Genomic DNA, 16,491 nt, shown 5'->3' on the forward strand with positions numbered 1-16,491 from the left:
CAATACATTCGGGTCAGGACAGGATCGATTCGAGCCAGTCGGAGACGGCGCCGGCGGTCGTGGCCGAATGCTGCTCCAGGATCGAGAAGTGATCGCCGGGCACATCGACGACCGTGTGCGCGCCGGGCCAGCTCGAACGCCAATCACCCACCGCGGGCGCCGATTCGCCGAGCGGGCTCGAGGCCCGCACCAGCAGGGTGGGCGCGGAGACCAGCGGCGGGCGGTAGTCGTCGAGCAGGCGGAAGTACTTGCCCATCGCGGTGAGGCGGGCATCGTCCATCGGGACCGCCTGCTCCTCGCGATCGAACATGCCTTGCAGGAGCACGTTGTTGAACTGGGTCATCGCCTTGTCCGAGGACAGGTAGGTGTCGAGCAGGACGATGGCGGCCGGATGGACACCGCGCTGCTCCAGTTGCCCGGCGACGCCGTGCGCGACGATGCCTCCGGAGGAGGAACCGAGCAGGACCAGCGGACGGTCCCCGCCGACCTGTTCCAGGATCTCCTCGGCCTGATAGTCGAAGAGCGCTTCCATGCTCGACGGGAGACGCTCGGCGGCAACGAAACCCGGCGCCGACAAGGCGCTCGCGCCGTAGGTGCCGCGGAACTGTGCGACAAAGCGGGCGTACTGGTGACCGCCGCCGAGCGCTACCAGGGAACCGAGACACACCAATTCGGGCGCGTCGTCGTGGGCGGTGATCCGGATCAGTTGCGGCGGTTCGTCGGTGCCGCGTAGTTCGGCGGCGGTGCGGAATTCGGTGCGCAGGGCGGAGGCGTTCTTGAGCAGATCGATGGCCTCATCGGCCTTGCCGCGCCGGCCCAGCCGACGGAACAGCGTGCCGACCGGGTTGGTGTCGGACGCGGCCGCGGGCTGCGATGCTGCGGCTCGGGAATCTGTCGGCGCCGATTTCCACTCTGCGGCTACCAGTTCGGCGAGTTTGGCCGGGGTGCCGCTGCTGAAGACGACCGTCGGGAGCAAGGCGACTCCCAGGGCCGCGGCCAAGCGGTTGCGCAGCTCCAAGGCGGTCAGCGAGTCGAATCCGACCGAGAGGAACTGGTCATCGGCCCCGATCGCGGTGGCATCGTCGTGCCCGAGGATCCGGGCGGCGTACTGCCGCACGGTTTCCAGCAGGATCCCCGGTTGTTCCTCGGCGCTCGCGGTGGCGAGGCGGTCACGCAGCCGGTCATCGGTCGTGGGCTGGGACCGGCGCGGGGAGCGTACGAGCGTGCGCAGCAGCGGCGGTACCGGGCCGCCGCGCAGGGCCGCGAGGTCGAGATCGGCTGGGACCAGCAGCGGGTCGGGCACAGCGTGGGCCGCATCGAAGAGTGCGGCGCCGGTTTCGGCGGACAAGCCACGAATACCACTGCGCGACATACGGTTCAGATCGACCTCGGACAGTGCGGCGGTCAGATCGCTGCGCTGCTCCCACAGGCCCCAGGCGAGTGACTTGGCCGTCAGACCCGAGCGGTGGCGGGTGGCCATCAAGGCGTCCATGGCGACATTGGCGGCCGCGTACGCCGATTGCCCGGGTCCGCCGAGGACACCGGCGATCGACGAATACACCACGAATGCGCGCAGCGGCAGGCCGAGCGTGGCCTCGTGCAGATTCCATGCGCCGTCGATCTTGGGCCGTAGTACCGCGCTCAGGCGTTCGGGGGTGACATCGCCCAGCATGGCATCGTCGATGACGCCGGCCGTGTGCACGACCGCGGTCAGTGGATGCTCGTCGGGGATGCGCGCGAGCAGCGCGTCGACGGCCGCGCGGTCGGTGACATCGCAGGATTCGACGGTCACGTGCGCGCCTAATTCGGTCAGCTCACCGACCAATTCCTCCGAGCCTGCGGGGCCGCGACGGCCGATCAGCAGGAGGTGACGCACGCCGTGCGTCGTCACCAGGTGCCGGGCGAGGATGCCGGCAAGCGTGCCTGTGCCTCCGGTCAGCAGGACGGTGCCCGTGCCGTCGAAGGATTCGGCCGGTTCGGTCGCGGCGCGCACCCGGGTCAGCCGCGGGACGTGAATCGCTCCCGCCCGCAGTGCAACCTGCGGTTCGCCACTGGTCAGCACCGCGGCGAGCAGTTCCGTTGTGGCGGTGTCATCGTCGGTGTCCAGGAGAACGAACCGCTCCGGATTCTCTTGCTGGGCAGAACGAACCAGACCCCAGACGGCAGCACCCGCGATATCGAGGGGCTGCTCACCCAGATCCACGGCACCGCGAGTCACGATGACCAGCGGCGGGCAATCCGCGGCGGGCCGGGCCAGCCAGGCATGCAGGTGGTTCAGGACCCTCGCGGTGACAGCGTGCACCGCCGCGACATCGGAGTCCGCTGGCGGACAAGGCAGTAGCACTGCATCGAGACCAGCTGTTTCATCGCCTGCACCGAGCTTGGCCACGGAGGACAGCCACTCGTCTCCGCCATCGATGACGGCACAGCGAACTGCCGACAGGGGCGTCCCAATGGTGGCAGAAGCGTCGAGGAGGGGCCATTCGACACGGAACAGCGAATCCGTCGGCGCACGCAGGGAATCGAAGGACGCGGTGCGCATGGCCAGCGTTCCCACAGTCACCACGGGCCGCCCGTCGGCATCGGTGACCTCGAGCGACACCGCGTCCGCACCTTGCGGGCGGAGCACGACCCGCAACACACCGCCCGCCGGAGCATCGGCCCAGATCCGCACGTCCTGCCACGAAAAGGGCAGGGGCACACCGGAAGCTGCCGGCTGCGAGTCCGGATCCGTCTCGGCGGCCGCATTACGCAGCGTGATGGTGTGCAGGAAGGCATCCAGCAGTGCGGGGTGCACACCGAACCCGTCCGCCACGGTGTCGGGCAGCGCGACCTCGGCGAAGATCTCCGCACCGGACGACCACGCAGTACGCAGACCCCGGAAAGCGGGCCCGTACTCCACACCTCGCGCCTCCAGCACGCTGTAGAGCCGCTCGACTCCCAGCTGACGTGCGCTCACCGGCGGCCACGACATCGGTTCCGGCGCAGGTTCAGGCACTACGGGTGTAGACGCCAGCACGCCGCTGCCGTGGACGGTCCATTCCGTGTCAGGGTCGGAGTCTTCTGGCTGCGAGTGGATTTCGACCGTGCGCCGACCTGCGGGGTCGGGGGCGCCGACCGTGAGGCGCAGCCGTATGGCGCGGCCGTCGGGTTCGCCGGCGAGTACCAGGGGTGCGGAGAGGGTGAGTTCCTCGATGAGTTCGCAGCCGAGGTGGCGGCCGGCGTGGGCTGCCATTTCGAGGTACGCGACGCCGGGGAGCAGGATCGTGCCGCGCACAGCGTGGTCGGCCAGCCAGGGCTGAGCCGATACCGAGAGGCGGCCGGTGAAAACCGTTCCGGCGGCATCGGGTAGGTCGATCGCGGCGCGTAGTAGCGGATGGTGCGGGTCGTCCTGGCCGATGGCGGCGGGGTCGCCGCCCGCCGGAGCCGGGTCGAGCCAGTAGCGGGTGCGCTGGAAGGCGTAGGTCGGCAGGTCCGCGCGCCGCGCGCCCGCCTGCTCGAACACTGGACGCCAGTCGATCGGCAGGCCCGATACGTGGGCTTGACCGAAGGCCGCGAGCAGGCGGCGTGCATCGCCCTCGCCGCGGCGCAGGGTTTCCAGGACGGTGAGGCCGTCGAGACCGGCTTCGGCGGCGGCGTCCTGGATATTGAAGGTCAGGGTGGGGTGCGGGCCGACTTCGACGAACGTTCGGTAGCCCGCGTCGAAGAGGATCTGGAGACCGTCGTGGAAACGCACTGTCTGGCGCAGGTTTCGGAACCAGTACTCCGCGCCCAGCTCGGTGGGTCGCGCCCACTCGGCTTCGGTCGTGGACAGCATCGGGACGGTTCCCGGGGCGGGCTGCACGGTGGCGAGCGCGGCGAGGAGGGGGTCACGGACCGAATCGACGACGGCCGAATGCGGGGCGTAGTCGATCGGGGTGCGGAAGGCCATCACATCGTCGGAGTCGGCGAGGAATTCGTCGAGAGCGGTGGCTTCGCCGGCGAGGACCACCACGCGCGGGCCGTTGACCGCGGCGATCGAGAGGCGGCCGTCGTATCCGTCGATCAGCTTCTCCGCCTCGTCGGCGGTGAGCAGCACGGTGGCCATGGCGCCGCCGCCGGTGACGGCAGACAGGGCGCGGCTGCGCGCAACCGCGATCGCGGCAGCGTCTTCCAGGGACAGGATCCCCGCGACGCAAGCGGCGGCGACTTCGCCTTGGCTGTGCCCGATTACGGCGGCGGGTTCGATGCCGTGGGCCTGCCATACCGCGGCGAGGGACACCAGCACCGAGAACAGCACCGGCTGTAGCGCTTCGACCTGGTCGATCGAGGGTGCGCCGGGCTCCTGCCGCAGGACCGCGAGGGGTGACCAGTCGAGGTGGTTCGCGAGCACACGGGCGCACTCGGCCATTCGAGCCGCGAAAATCGGTGAGCTGTCGAGCAATTCGGCGGCCATGCCCGGCCATTCCGCGCCGAGACCTGGGAAGACGAAGACGATCTTGCCGGGCTTCCCGGCAGTTGCACCGGGGTGGTCGCTGTCCGCGTGCGCGACTTCGGCCAGGGCATCGAGCAGTTCGGTGCGGTCGGCGCCGACCACTGCCGCGCGCTCGCTGAATCGGGATCGGCCGAGTGCCAGCGACATTCCGACATCCGCGGGATGTAGACCGGGGTCGGCGCTGACATGCGCGTGCAATCGTTCGGCCTGTGCGCGCAGGGCCGCCGGTGTCCGGGCCGACAAGAGCCATGCCGTCGGGCCCTCAGCGCGGGCCGGTGGCACCGTATCCGCATCTCCGGGCGCGGATTCGAGGACGAGATGGGCGTTGGTGCCGCTGGCGCCGAAGGAGGACACCGCGGCCCGTCGTGGCTGCCCGGTGAGTGGCCACGGACGGGCGGTGGTCAGGAGCGCGACATCGCCTTGGCTCCAGTCGATTTGCGCACTCGGCTGCTCGATGTACAGCGACCGCGGCAGCAGGCCATGGCGCATGGCGAGCACCATCTTGATGACGCCGCCGACTCCGGCCGCCGCCTGCGTGTGCGTCAGATTCGATTTCAGCGAACCCAGCAGCAGTGAGCGCCCCATCGGACGGTCCTGGCCGTACACCTCGAGCACGGCCTGCGCCTCGATCGGATCACCGAGCACCGTGCCGGTGCCGTGCGCCTCGAGCGCATCGACATCCGCGGGCGACAAACCCGCGTTGTGCAAAGCCTTTCGGATGACGCGGACCTGTGCCGGGCCGTTGGGGGCGGTCAGGCCGTTGCTCGCGCCGTCCTGGTTGACCGCCGAGCCACGAATGACCGCCAGGACCGGATGACCGTTGCGCCGCGCATCGCCGAGCCGCTCCAGCAGGGTCACGCCGACACCTTCGCCGAAGGCAGCGCCATCGGCGCTGTCGGAGAACGACTTACAGCGGCCGTCGCGGGCCAGCCCACCCTGCCGCGCGGCGCCACTGAGCACGCCGGGCGCGGACATCACGGTGACGCCGCCGGCCAGGGCGAGAGAGGTGTCGCCCGCGCGCAAAGCCTGGCAGGCCAGATGGATCGCGACCAGCGACGACGAGCAGGCGGTGTCGAGGCTGACCGCGGGCCCCTGCAACCCGAGCAGGTAGGCGATGCGACCGGAGACGACGCTGGGAATGGTTCCGGTACCGAGGAATCCGGCCAGATCCTCGGGTGTGTGGCCGAGACGGCTGCCGTAATCACTGTTGATGACTCCCGCGAACACGGCGGTGTCGCCGCCGCGCAGGCGCTGTGGATCGATACCGGCGCGTTCGATGCTCTCCCAGCAGACCTCGAGCAGGAGTCGCTGCTGCGGGTCCATCGCCAAGGCTTCGCGGGGTGAGATTCCGAAGAATCCGGCGTCGAATTCCATGGCGTCGTGCAGGAATCCGCCGGCCAGGGCAGGAGTTCCGGGTTGTTGTGGCAGGTCCCAGCCGCGGTCGGCGGGGACGGGCGTGACGCCATCGCGCTCGTCGATCAGCAACTGCCACAGGTCTTCCGGTGTCCGCACGCCACCGGGGAATCGGCAGCTCATGCCGACGATCGCTATCGGCTCGCGCGCCTGCTCGGCGAGTTTGCGGTTCTCCTGGCGCAGTTGCTGGTTGTCCAGCAGGGAGGCGCGGAGCGCCTCGACCACCTGGTCCGTTGTCATAGCAGTCCTTTCGCTGTCGATCCGGTCAGGCACGGCCGTTACCCAGGGCTATGCGGACCAGATCGTCCACATCCATGTCCGCGATCGATTCCGCCGCGATCGATTCCGGCTCGTCCGATATCGGCCGCGGTGACTGCGGCTCCCCCAGTCGCAGCAGCGCATCCAGCAGACCGGCCGAGCGCAGGCGCTGCGGTGAGATCGCCGCGAGCAGGCGGCGCACCGATTCGTCGTCGAGGGCGCCGTTGCCGGGATCGGCTGCCGGTTCCGTTGTCGCAGGGGCCAGGCGTTCGGCGATGTAGGCCGCGACGGCTTCGGGTGTCGGGTGGTCGAAGACGAGGGTTGCGGGCAATCGCAATCCGGTCACCGCGGTGAGCTGGTTGCGCAGTTCGACCGCGGTCAGCGAGTCGAATCCGAGCTCTTGGAAGGCGAGTTCCGGATCGACCTCGGCCACACCGGGATACCGGAGCACGCGGGCGACCTTCTCCCGGACGAGGTCTTCCAGCAACGTCTTCCGCTCCTGCGCATTCACCTCGGTGAGGCGGCGGCGCAGGGTGTTCGCTTCGGCGGCAACGGCGGTGGCCGCCATCGGCCGGACCACACCGCGGATCAGGCCGCGCAGCAAGGCGGGTACCTCGGCGGCTGCGGCCGGGCGCTGCCGGCCCAGGTCCAGGCGCACCGGCACCAGCAGTGACGCGTCCTGTCGCAGTACCGCATCGAACAATGCGAGGCCCTCGGCGTCGGAGAAGGCCGCCACACCACCGCGGGTCATGCGCTCACGTCCGGCGTCGCCGAGACTGCCGGTCATGGCGCTGCGCTGCTCCCACAGCCCCCACGCGATGGATTGAGCGGGCAGGCCCTGCGCGCGCCGGCTGCTCGCCAGCGCGTCCAGGAACGCGTTGGCGGCGGCGTAATTGGCCTGTCCCGCATTGCCGATGACACCGGCGGCCGAGGAGAACAACAGGAATGCGGACAGCCGGAGATCACGCGTCAGCTGATGCAGATGCAGGGCACCGTCGACCTTGGGCCGCAACACCCTCGCGAGACGCTCGGGAGTCATGGACGGCACGATCCCGTCGTCCAACACGCCCGCCGCGTGCACGACCGCAGTCAGCGGATGCGCCGAGGAAACCCGCGCCAGAGCCGCAACGACCTGTCCGCGGTCCGCGACATCGCACGCGACGAACTCCGCTTCGGCACCGAACTCGCCCACATCGGCAGTCAGCGCGACAGCCTCCGGAGTATCCGCACCCCGGCGACAGAGCAACAGCAGCCTGCGAATCCCGTACTCGCGCACCAGATGCCGCGCCACCAGTCCACCGAGCGCACCACTCGCACCCGTGATCAGAACCGTGCCCGACGGATCGAACGGTGTCACGTCCGCGCCGGGTGCGGCAGCCCGCATCAGCCTGGCGGCAAGCAAACCGCCTGCGCGGACCGCGATCTGCGGCTCGCCGGCAGCCAACCCCGCAGGCAGCAGCGCACGCAATTCCAGCGGGTCCGCGGCGTCGGCCAGCACGAAGCGCTCCGGATACTCGGATTGCGCCGAACGCACCAGTCCGCGAACCGCCGCGCTCGCCAGGTCGAGTGTGCCCTCACCGCGAGATACCTCAACGGCACCGCTCGTCACAAGTACCAGCCGGCTGTCGGCGTACCGATCGTCGCCCAGCCACTGCTGGATCAATGCCAGCGCGTTCGCCGTCGCCGCGTGCACGGTCGCGGAATCCGCACCAGCGAAGCGGCATTCGATGAGAACCGTGTCCGGTACCGGCGCGCCCTGGTCGATCGCGGTGCCGAGGGCATCGAGATCCGTATAGGTATCCGGCAGCGCGGACAACGCCCCGAATTCGGTGGCACTCCGGGCGGGAGCCATGAATTCAGGTGCCTGCCGATCGAATCGGCCTTCGAGATCAGAGCGGGTATTCAGCGGCGCGAGTGCCGCCCACCTCCCGGCAGGCTCGGTGCCGAGGCCGGGCACGGGCGTCCAGCCCACGCGGAACAAGGCATCGGGAGCCACGGTGACGCGCAGGGCGTCGGTGCGGATCGGGCGGACCGCCAGGGCCTCGACCGAAGCAACCGCGTGGCCGTGGAAGTCGGTGGCGTGGATGGTCACGTCGCCGTCGGGGGCGAAGGACAGGCGGATCCGGAGCTGTGTCGCGCCGGCCGCGTGCAGGGTCACCTGGTTCCAGGAGAACGGGACTCGCGCGGTGCCGGCTTCGGGCTCGGTGCCGTCGGTGGCGCCCAGCCAGATTCCGTGCAGCGCGGCATCGAGCAGGGCGGGGTGGATGCCATAGGAGGTGGCGGCGAGGTCGTCGTCTTCCGGCAGGCGGATTTCGGTGAAGACCTCGTTGTCGCGGCGCCAGGCGGCGCGGACGCTACGGAAGGCGGGGCCGTAGTGGTAGCCGGATTCACCGAAACGGTCGTAGAGGTCCTCGATCGGGATCGGTGTGGCTCCCGGCGGCGGCCAAGCCTCCGACTCGGCGGCGGGTGTGGTGGCGTGCTCGGTCACGGTGCCGGCGGCGTGGCGGATCCAGCGCGGGTCCGGGCCGTCGTCCGGCCGGGAGTGGATGGTGAGGGTGCGTTCGCCGTCCTCGTCGGGCGCGCCGACTCGCACTTGAATGCGCACCGCCGCCGTAGTGGGCAGGACGAGCGGCGCTTCCAGGGTGAGTTCGCCGAGTACGGCGCAGCCTGCTTCGGCGGCGGCGTGCAGTGCCAGTTCGACGAAGGCGGCACCGGGCAGCAGGACCACATCGGAGATGGCGTGGTCGGCCAGCCACGGGTGGCTGCGGAGAGAAAGCCTTCCGCTGCAGAGGATCTCGCCGGTGTCGGCGACTTCCGCGGTGGCGCTCAGCAGTGGATGTCCGGCCGTGTCCAGGCCTGCGGCAGCCACGTCGGCACCGCCTGCTCCGGCGGTGGGCAGCGCCCAGTAGTGGCGATGCTGGAAGGGATAGGTCGGCAGGTCGGTGCGCTCGGTGTTCGGGAAGAACGCCTGCCAGTTCACCGGTCGGCCGCAGGACCATGCCTCGCCGAGGGAGAGCAGCAGCCTGCGCAGATCGCCCTCGTCTCGGCGCAGGGTGCCGAGTACGGAACCGTCGCGCTCGGCGGCGTCGAGGGTTTCCTCGATCGGGATGGTCAGTACCGGGTGGGGACTGACTTCGAGGAAGGTGCTGTAGCCCTGTTCCGCCAGGGCGCGCACGGCAGGTTCGAAACCGACTGTGCGACGAAGGTTTTCATACCAGTAGGCGGCGTCCATGACGCTGGTGTCGAGCCACTCCCCCGTCACTGTCGAGTACAAGGGGATATCAGCGGCGATGGGAGTGATCGTGTCCAGAGCGCGCAGCAACCCTGATTCGATCCGTTCCACCTGCGCCGAGTGCGAGGCGTAGTCCACATCGATGCGGCGGGCCCGGATACCGTCGGTGTCACAGGCTTTCAGCAGTTCCGTGATCGCGGCCGTCTCACCCGAGACGACCACGGCCGCAGGCCCGTTCACCGCAGCGACCGACAGGCGTTCTCCCCAGGAGGCGAGCAGCCGTTCCACCTGTGGTAGCGGCAGCGCGATCGACACCATCCCGCCGGATCCGGCAAGCTCGCCGATTGCGCGCGAGCGCAACGCCACTACCTTCGCGCCGTCGGCCAGTGTCAAGCCACCGGCGACGACGGCCGCGGCGATCTCGCCTTGCGAGTGGCCGATCACCGCGTCGGGTTCGACGCCGTGTGAGCGCCAGACGGCAGCCAGCGACACCATCACCGCGAACAGCACCGGCTGCACCACATCCACGCGGTCCAGCGGTGCGGCCGAGCGGATCACCTCGAGCAGTGACCAGTCGACGTGAACGGACAGGGCGGCATCGCATTCGGCCATCCGGTCGGCGAACACCGGTGATTCGGCGAGGAGGTCCCGCGCCATGCCGACCCATTGGGAGCCCTGGCCCGGGAAGACGAACACCGTCCGGCCTTCGGTGTCCTGAACGCCGGATACCGTTGCGGGCGTATCGGTTCCGTCGGCAACGGCGCGCAGTGCAGCGGTGAGTTCGCTGCCGTCGCCGACCAGTACGCGGCGATGCGCGAACGCGGTGCGTCCAGCGAGGCTCAGCCCGATGGCGGCGGCGTCCACACTGCCGGCCGAATCCAAGTGCTCGCGCAGCCGTTCTGCCTGGCTCGCGAGCGCCTCGGCGGTTCGGGCGGACAACACCCAGGCCATCGGCCCGCGTACCGAACTCTCCTGCGCGGCTTCCGATTCCGGCGCCTGCTCCACAATGACGTGCGCGTTGGTGCCGCTGAGTCCGAAGGAGGAGACCGCGGCTCGCCGTACCCGCCCGGTCGCTGGCCACGGCAGCTGTTCGGTCGCGAGGGTGACCGCGCCCGCGTCCCAGTCGACGTGGCTGGTCGCGCGATCGATGTGCAGGGTGCGGGGGACCTGCGCAGTGCGCAGTGCCAGCACCATTTTCATGACACCGGCGACACCCGAGGCAGCCTGCGTGTGGCCGATGTTGGACTTGAGCGAGCCGATCAGCACAGGTCGCTCAGCGGGCCGATCCTGACCGTAAGTGGCCAATAGCGCTTGCGCTTCGATCGGATCGCCGAGAGTGGTGCCCGTGCCGTGCGCCTCCACCACATCGACATCCGAGGCCGACAGCCCCGCATCAGCCAGCGCCGCCCGGATGACGCGTTGCTGCGAAGGACCATTGGGGGCGGACAGCCCATTACTGGCGCCATCGGAGTTCACGGCCGAACCGCGCAGCACAGCCAGCACCGGATGCCCGTTGCGCCGAGCGTCGGACAGGCGCTCGACCAGCAGAACGCCGACCCCTTCACCCATACCCATACCGTCGGCAGCCTCGGCGAAAGCCTTGCACCGCCCATCAGCCGCGAGACCGCGCTGCCGCGAGAAGCTCAGAATCGCACCCGGTGTGGACATCACCGCGACACCACCGACCAACGCCAGCGCGCAGTCGCCGCCGCGCAGTGCACGCATCGCGGTATGCAGCGCCACCAGCGAGGACGAGCACGCGGTGTCGACCGTGATAGCGGGGCCTTCGAGACCGAAGGTGTAGGCGACGCGACCGGAGACGATGCTCGGCGCACTGCCGGTGAGCAGATGCCCCTCGCCCTCCCCGGACCTGGCGACAGCGGCGCCGTAGTCACCGTAGTTGACGCCGACGTAGACGCCGGTCCGGGAACCGCGCAAGGCGTCGGGGTCCAGGCCCGCGCGTTCCATTGCCTCCCAGGAGGTTTCGAGCAGCAGGCGCTGCTGCGGATCCATCGCGACCGCCTCGCGCGGCGAGATCCCGAAGAAGCCCGCGTCGAATTCTCCCGCGCCGGAGAGGAATCCACCGTGCCGCGTGGTCGTCGTACCGGGGTTGTCCGGGTCCGGATCGTAGAGTTCTTCCTCCCCCGGCCAGCCGCGATCGGTTGGGAATCCGCAGACCGTATCGCCGCCCTCGTGCAGCAGCTGCCACAGCTTGTCCGGGGTGTCGATGCCACCGGGCAGACGGCAGCTCATGGCGATGATGGCGATCGGGTCATCGTCGTCCGTGGCAGTGGGCATCACAGGCGTGGAATCGGCTGCCTGCGAGCCGAACAGTTCCGTTTCGAGGTATGCCGCGAGCGCAGTCGACGACGGGTGATCGAAGACGAGCGAGGAGGGCAGCCGCAGTCCGGTCGCAGCATTGAGGCGATTGCGCAGCTCGACCGCAGTCAGCGAAGCGAAACCCAGCTCCTGAAATGCCTTGCCGGGCGGAACTTGTCGCGGCGAATCATGGCCGAGGACCGCGGCCGCTTGGGCACGGACCAGATCGACAAGGGTTCGTGCCCGCTCGGACACCGACTGCCGCTCGAGCCGCCGGCGCAGCTGTGAGGCAACCGGATCCGACGCTTCAGCGGTCGAGCCCTGCAGTGCGCCGCGAGCCTCGGGAATGGTGCGCAGCAACGCAGAGGGACGATGCGATGCGAAGACGGGAGCGAACCGTTCCCAGTCCACGTCGGCGATCGCGATGACCGTCTCATCGTCGTCGAGAACCTGCTGCAAGGCAGCGACGGCAGTTCCCGGATCCATGCGGCGCAGGCCGTGCTCGTCCAGCTTGAACAGGTCAGTGTCCTGCGCGATACCGGGATCGCCGGTCCGCCAGACACCCCAGTCCACAGTTGTCGCGGTCAGCCCGCGAGCCCGTCGGTGCTGAGCCAGCGCATGCAGGTAAGCATTTCCCGCGGCATACGCACCGTGATCACCACTGCCCCACAGACCCGCGATCGAGGAGATCAGAACGAAGGCATCGAGGTCCCGATCGAGCAAGGCGTCCAGATGCGCAGCACCGGCAGCCTTGGCCGCCACCACATCGGCGAACGCCCCGATCGGGCCAGTCGCGAGCGGCGCGAGGGCAATGAACGCGGCCGCGTGCACCACCGCAGTGACCGGCGTGCCCTGCGCATCGAGATCCGCGAGCAGCCTCTCGACCTGGTCGCGATCGGCGATATCGCACACAGGCATGCTGATTCGCGCGCCCGACGCAGTGACATCGGCACGCAGCTGCTCGGCGGTCGGCGTGTCCGCGCCACGACGACCGGGCAGCACCACATGCTCAGCGCCGCCGCGCGCCAGCCAGCGAGCGAGATGCCCACCCACGGCACCGGTTCCACCGGTCAGCAGGACCGTGCCACGCGGACGCCACGGTTGACGGTCCTGACGTTCAGTCCCGGCGGACACACTGCTATCCGGTCCCGCGACGGCGCGAACTGCTGCCGCTCGGGGCGCCCGCACCAGTCTCCGGGCGAACAATCCGCCCGGACGCAGCGCAAGCTGGTCTTCACCCGCGACATCGCCTGCCCCGCTCAAGGCCGCACCGAAGCGCAGCCGAGCGAGATCATCCGGTTCCGCCGGCAGATCCAGCAGCCCACCCCACCGCTGAGACTGTTCGAGGGCGGCAACCAAGCCAGTACCCCAAACCATCGCCTGCCGAGGAGCGTTGAGCGGATCGGCAGCGCCGGTGGTGACCGCGCCGGTCGTCACGCACCACAGCGGGGCCGTCCAGCCGGTATCCGAAAGCGCTTGCAGCAGAGCGACAGTCAACGCAGCGCCCGCAGGCAGAGCCGGATACTGCGTGTGCGGATGCTCGGCGACGGCCAGCAGCGAGATGATGCCGGTCGGAGCAGAACGGTCAGCAAGGCTTGCGGCAGCCTCCTCGCGGCCTGTGAGGCGCGCGACGAGCCGTCCACGGTCGGCGTCCGTGTCGGCGAGTTCGATGTGGTCGACCTCGGCACCGAGGTCGGTCAGGGTGCGCGTGATCCATTGGGCGTGAGTGGATTCGCTCTCCCCCGCGGGCAGCACGAGTAGCCACCGGCCGGTGAGTACCGCCGCCGACGGGTCGGCGAGGCGGCGCCATGCGATGCGATAGCGCAGTGGGTCAACGGGTTCGGTGCGGCCTCGACGCCAGGCGTCGAGCGCGGGTAGCACCTTCGCGAGGGGTTCGGCATCGACGGCGAGCACTCTGGCCAGTTCGTCCGGGTCGCCGCGGTCGACGAGATCCCAGAAGCCGTTGTCGGCGGGGAAGCCGCCGTCGCTGGTCGGCTCGGCGGGTTCCGGCCAGTACCGTCGCTCCTGGAATGGGTAGGTGGGCAGCGCGACCGTGTGGGCGCCAGCGAAAGCTGTTGTCCAGTCGATGGTTACGCCGCGCACCCAAAGTCCCGCGGCGGAAGCCAATACCTGCCGCAGATCACCTTCGTCGCGCCGCAGAGTGCCTGTGACCGCAACAGCGTGCAGGCCCGCGGCCTCGATGGTGTCCTGGATTGGCGTGGTCAGGACAGGGTGTGGAGAGGCCTCGACGAATACGTCGTGTCCCTGTCGTGCGAGGGCCTCGATAGCGGTGTCGAATCGAACGGTGTTGCGCAGGTTGCGATACCAGTAGCCGGCGTCCATCTCGGTGGTGTCCAGCCAGTCGCCGGTGAGGGTCGAGAACAGTGGGATGCGGCCGGTCCGCGGTGCGATATCGGCGAGCACTGTCAGCAACTCGTCGTGGATGGCTTCGACGTGGGCCGAGTGCGAGGCGTAGTCGACGGGCACCGTTGTGGCGCGCACGCCGCGTTCGGTGCAGCTGGCGACCAGCTCGGCGAGGGCGTCCGGATCACCGGAGACGACGACCGCGGCGGGCCCGTTGACGGCCGCCACCGAGATGCGACCACGCCAGGCGGCGATCTCCGTCTCGGCGGCGTCGCGGCCGAGTGCCAGGGCGACCATTCCGCCGCGTCCGGCCAGCGCACCGATCGCGCGACTGCGCAGCGCGACCACCTTCGCGCCGTCTTCGAGGGAGAGCCCGCCCGCTACGACCGCGGCCGCGATCTCTCCCTGGCTGTGTCCCACGACAGCTGCGGGCTCAACACCCCACGAACGCCACAGCGCCGCAAGGGAAACCATCATCGCGAACAAGGCGGGCTGCACGACATCGACGCGCTCGAGCGACGGCGCATTGGGCACACCACGCAGGACGTCGGTCAGTGACCAGTCCACCAGCCCGGTCAGGGCCTGCTCACATTCGGCGATCGAGGCGGCGAAAACCGGTGACTCCGCGAGGAGAGCGCGGGCCATGCCCTCCCACTGGGCTCCTTGCCCGGGGAACACCAGCACGGTCCGGCCGACGCTCGAGTCGGCCTCGCCGACAACGACATTCGATGCAATCGCTTGACCCACCGCGCCAATATCGCGAGCCAGCGCACCCAGACCGGCGAGCAACTCGGTGCGATCCGCGGCGATTACGGTGGCGCGGTGTTCGAAAGCCGTGCGGGTGGTGGCCAACGAGAACCCGATATCGGCTAGTTCCGGGCACGATTCGGCGGACAGCAAGCCGGACAGTCGCACCGCCTGATCACGCAGCGCGGCGGGAGTGCGACCAGCCAGCACGTAGGGAGCGGCAGATACATGCCGCCGGTTGTCGCCGGATTCAGAGGCGGCCGCCGATTCGAGAGCGGGTGCCTGTTCGAGGATCACGTGGGCGTTGGTGCCGCTCATGCCGAAAGCTGAAATACCTGCGCGTCGGGGTCTTTCGGTCTCCGGCCACGGGCGGGTCGCAGTCAGAAGCCGGACATTGCCAGCGGACCAATCAACGTGCGTGGTGGGTTCTGTGATGTGCAGCGAACCCGGCAGGATCCCGTGTTCGAGGGACAGCACGGTTTTGATGACGCCCGCCACCCCGGCCGCGGCCTGGGTGTGGCCGATGTTCGATTTCAGGGAGCCCAGCCACAGCGGCCGATCCGCGGGCCGGTCCTGACCGTAGGTGGCCAACAACGCGTCCGCTTCGATGGGGTCACCCAATGTGGTTCCGGTGCCGTGGGCTTCGACGGCGTCCACGTCGGCGGCGGTGAGTCCGGCATCGGCCAGCGCGGCCCGCAGTAGCCGCTGCTGGGAGGGGCCGTTCGGGGCGGTCAGACCGTTGCTGGCGCCGTCCTGGTTGAGGGCCGATCCGCGGATCACGGCCAGCACCGGGTGCCCGTTGCGTTGTGCGTCCGAAAGCCGCTCCAGCAGCAGGACTCCGACGCCTTCACCCCATCCGGTGCCGTCCGCGGTGGCCGAGAACGCCTTGCAGCGGCCATCGGCGGACATCGCGCCCTGCCTGCCGAATTCGGCGTAGACCAGCGGCAGCGACATCACCGTGACGCCGGTGGCCAGGGCCAGCGTGCATTCGCGCCGGCGCAGGGCCTGGGTGGCCAGGTGCACGCTGACGAGCGAGGACGAGCATGCGGTGTCCACCGTCAGCGCCGGTCCTTCGAGTCCGAGCGCATAGGACACACGGCCCGCGAGCACACTCATCGAGTTGCCGGTGACGATGAAGTTCCGCACGGCCTCGGGGGCAGTCAGTGCGACCTGGGCATATCCCTGGTCGACGGCCGCGGCGTAGATGCCAGTCGCGCTGCCGCGCAAGGCGGCAGGATCGATGCCGGCGCGCTCGATGGCCTCCCAGACGGTGGTCAGCAGGAGTCGCTGCTGCGGATCCATCGCGGTCGCCTCGTGCGGGGAGACCGCGAAGAACGCGGCATCGAAGTCGGCGATCCCGTCGATGAAAGCGCCACGGCACGACACGTTCCCGGCACTGAGTTGCGCGAGATCCCAGCCGCGGTCCTCCGGCACCGCGGTGGTCGTGTCGCGCCCCTCGGCCAGCAGCTCCCACAGTTGTTCGGGAGTGCGGACGCCGCCGGGGAAGCGGCAGCTCATGGCGACGATCGCGATCGGTTCGTGCCCGGCGGCCTCGGCGTCGGCGAGTTGCCGGCGGGTGCGCTGCAGGTCGATCGTGACCCGATTCAGGTATTCACGAAGCTTCTGCTCGGTCACCGTGCTCCTACGATTCGTCGGGGACCGCGCCGGTCCACTGTCACGGGCC

General features: G+C 69.4%; 2 protein-coding genes. Both read right to left on the minus strand.

The window, feature by feature from the left end:
- Positions 1–13 precede the first annotated feature (13 nt).
- Positions 14–6,127 carry a type I polyketide synthase gene (locus ACH438_RS40990; RefSeq protein WP_397015673.1) on the minus strand — a complete coding sequence of 2,038 codons (6,114 nt, stop codon included), beginning with the start codon at positions 6,125–6,127 and terminating at the stop codon, positions 14–16.
- Between the two features lie 25 nt (positions 6,128–6,152).
- Complete coding sequence (locus ACH438_RS40995) at positions 6,153–16,442, minus strand: type I polyketide synthase (protein ID WP_397015675.1); 10,290 nt, start codon at positions 16,440–16,442, stop codon at positions 6,153–6,155.
- Positions 16,443–16,491: the final 49 nt, after the last annotated feature.

The organism is Nocardia sp. NPDC020380, from assembly GCF_044386975.1.
Classification (GTDB): Bacteria; Actinomycetota; Actinomycetes; order Mycobacteriales; family Mycobacteriaceae; genus Nocardia.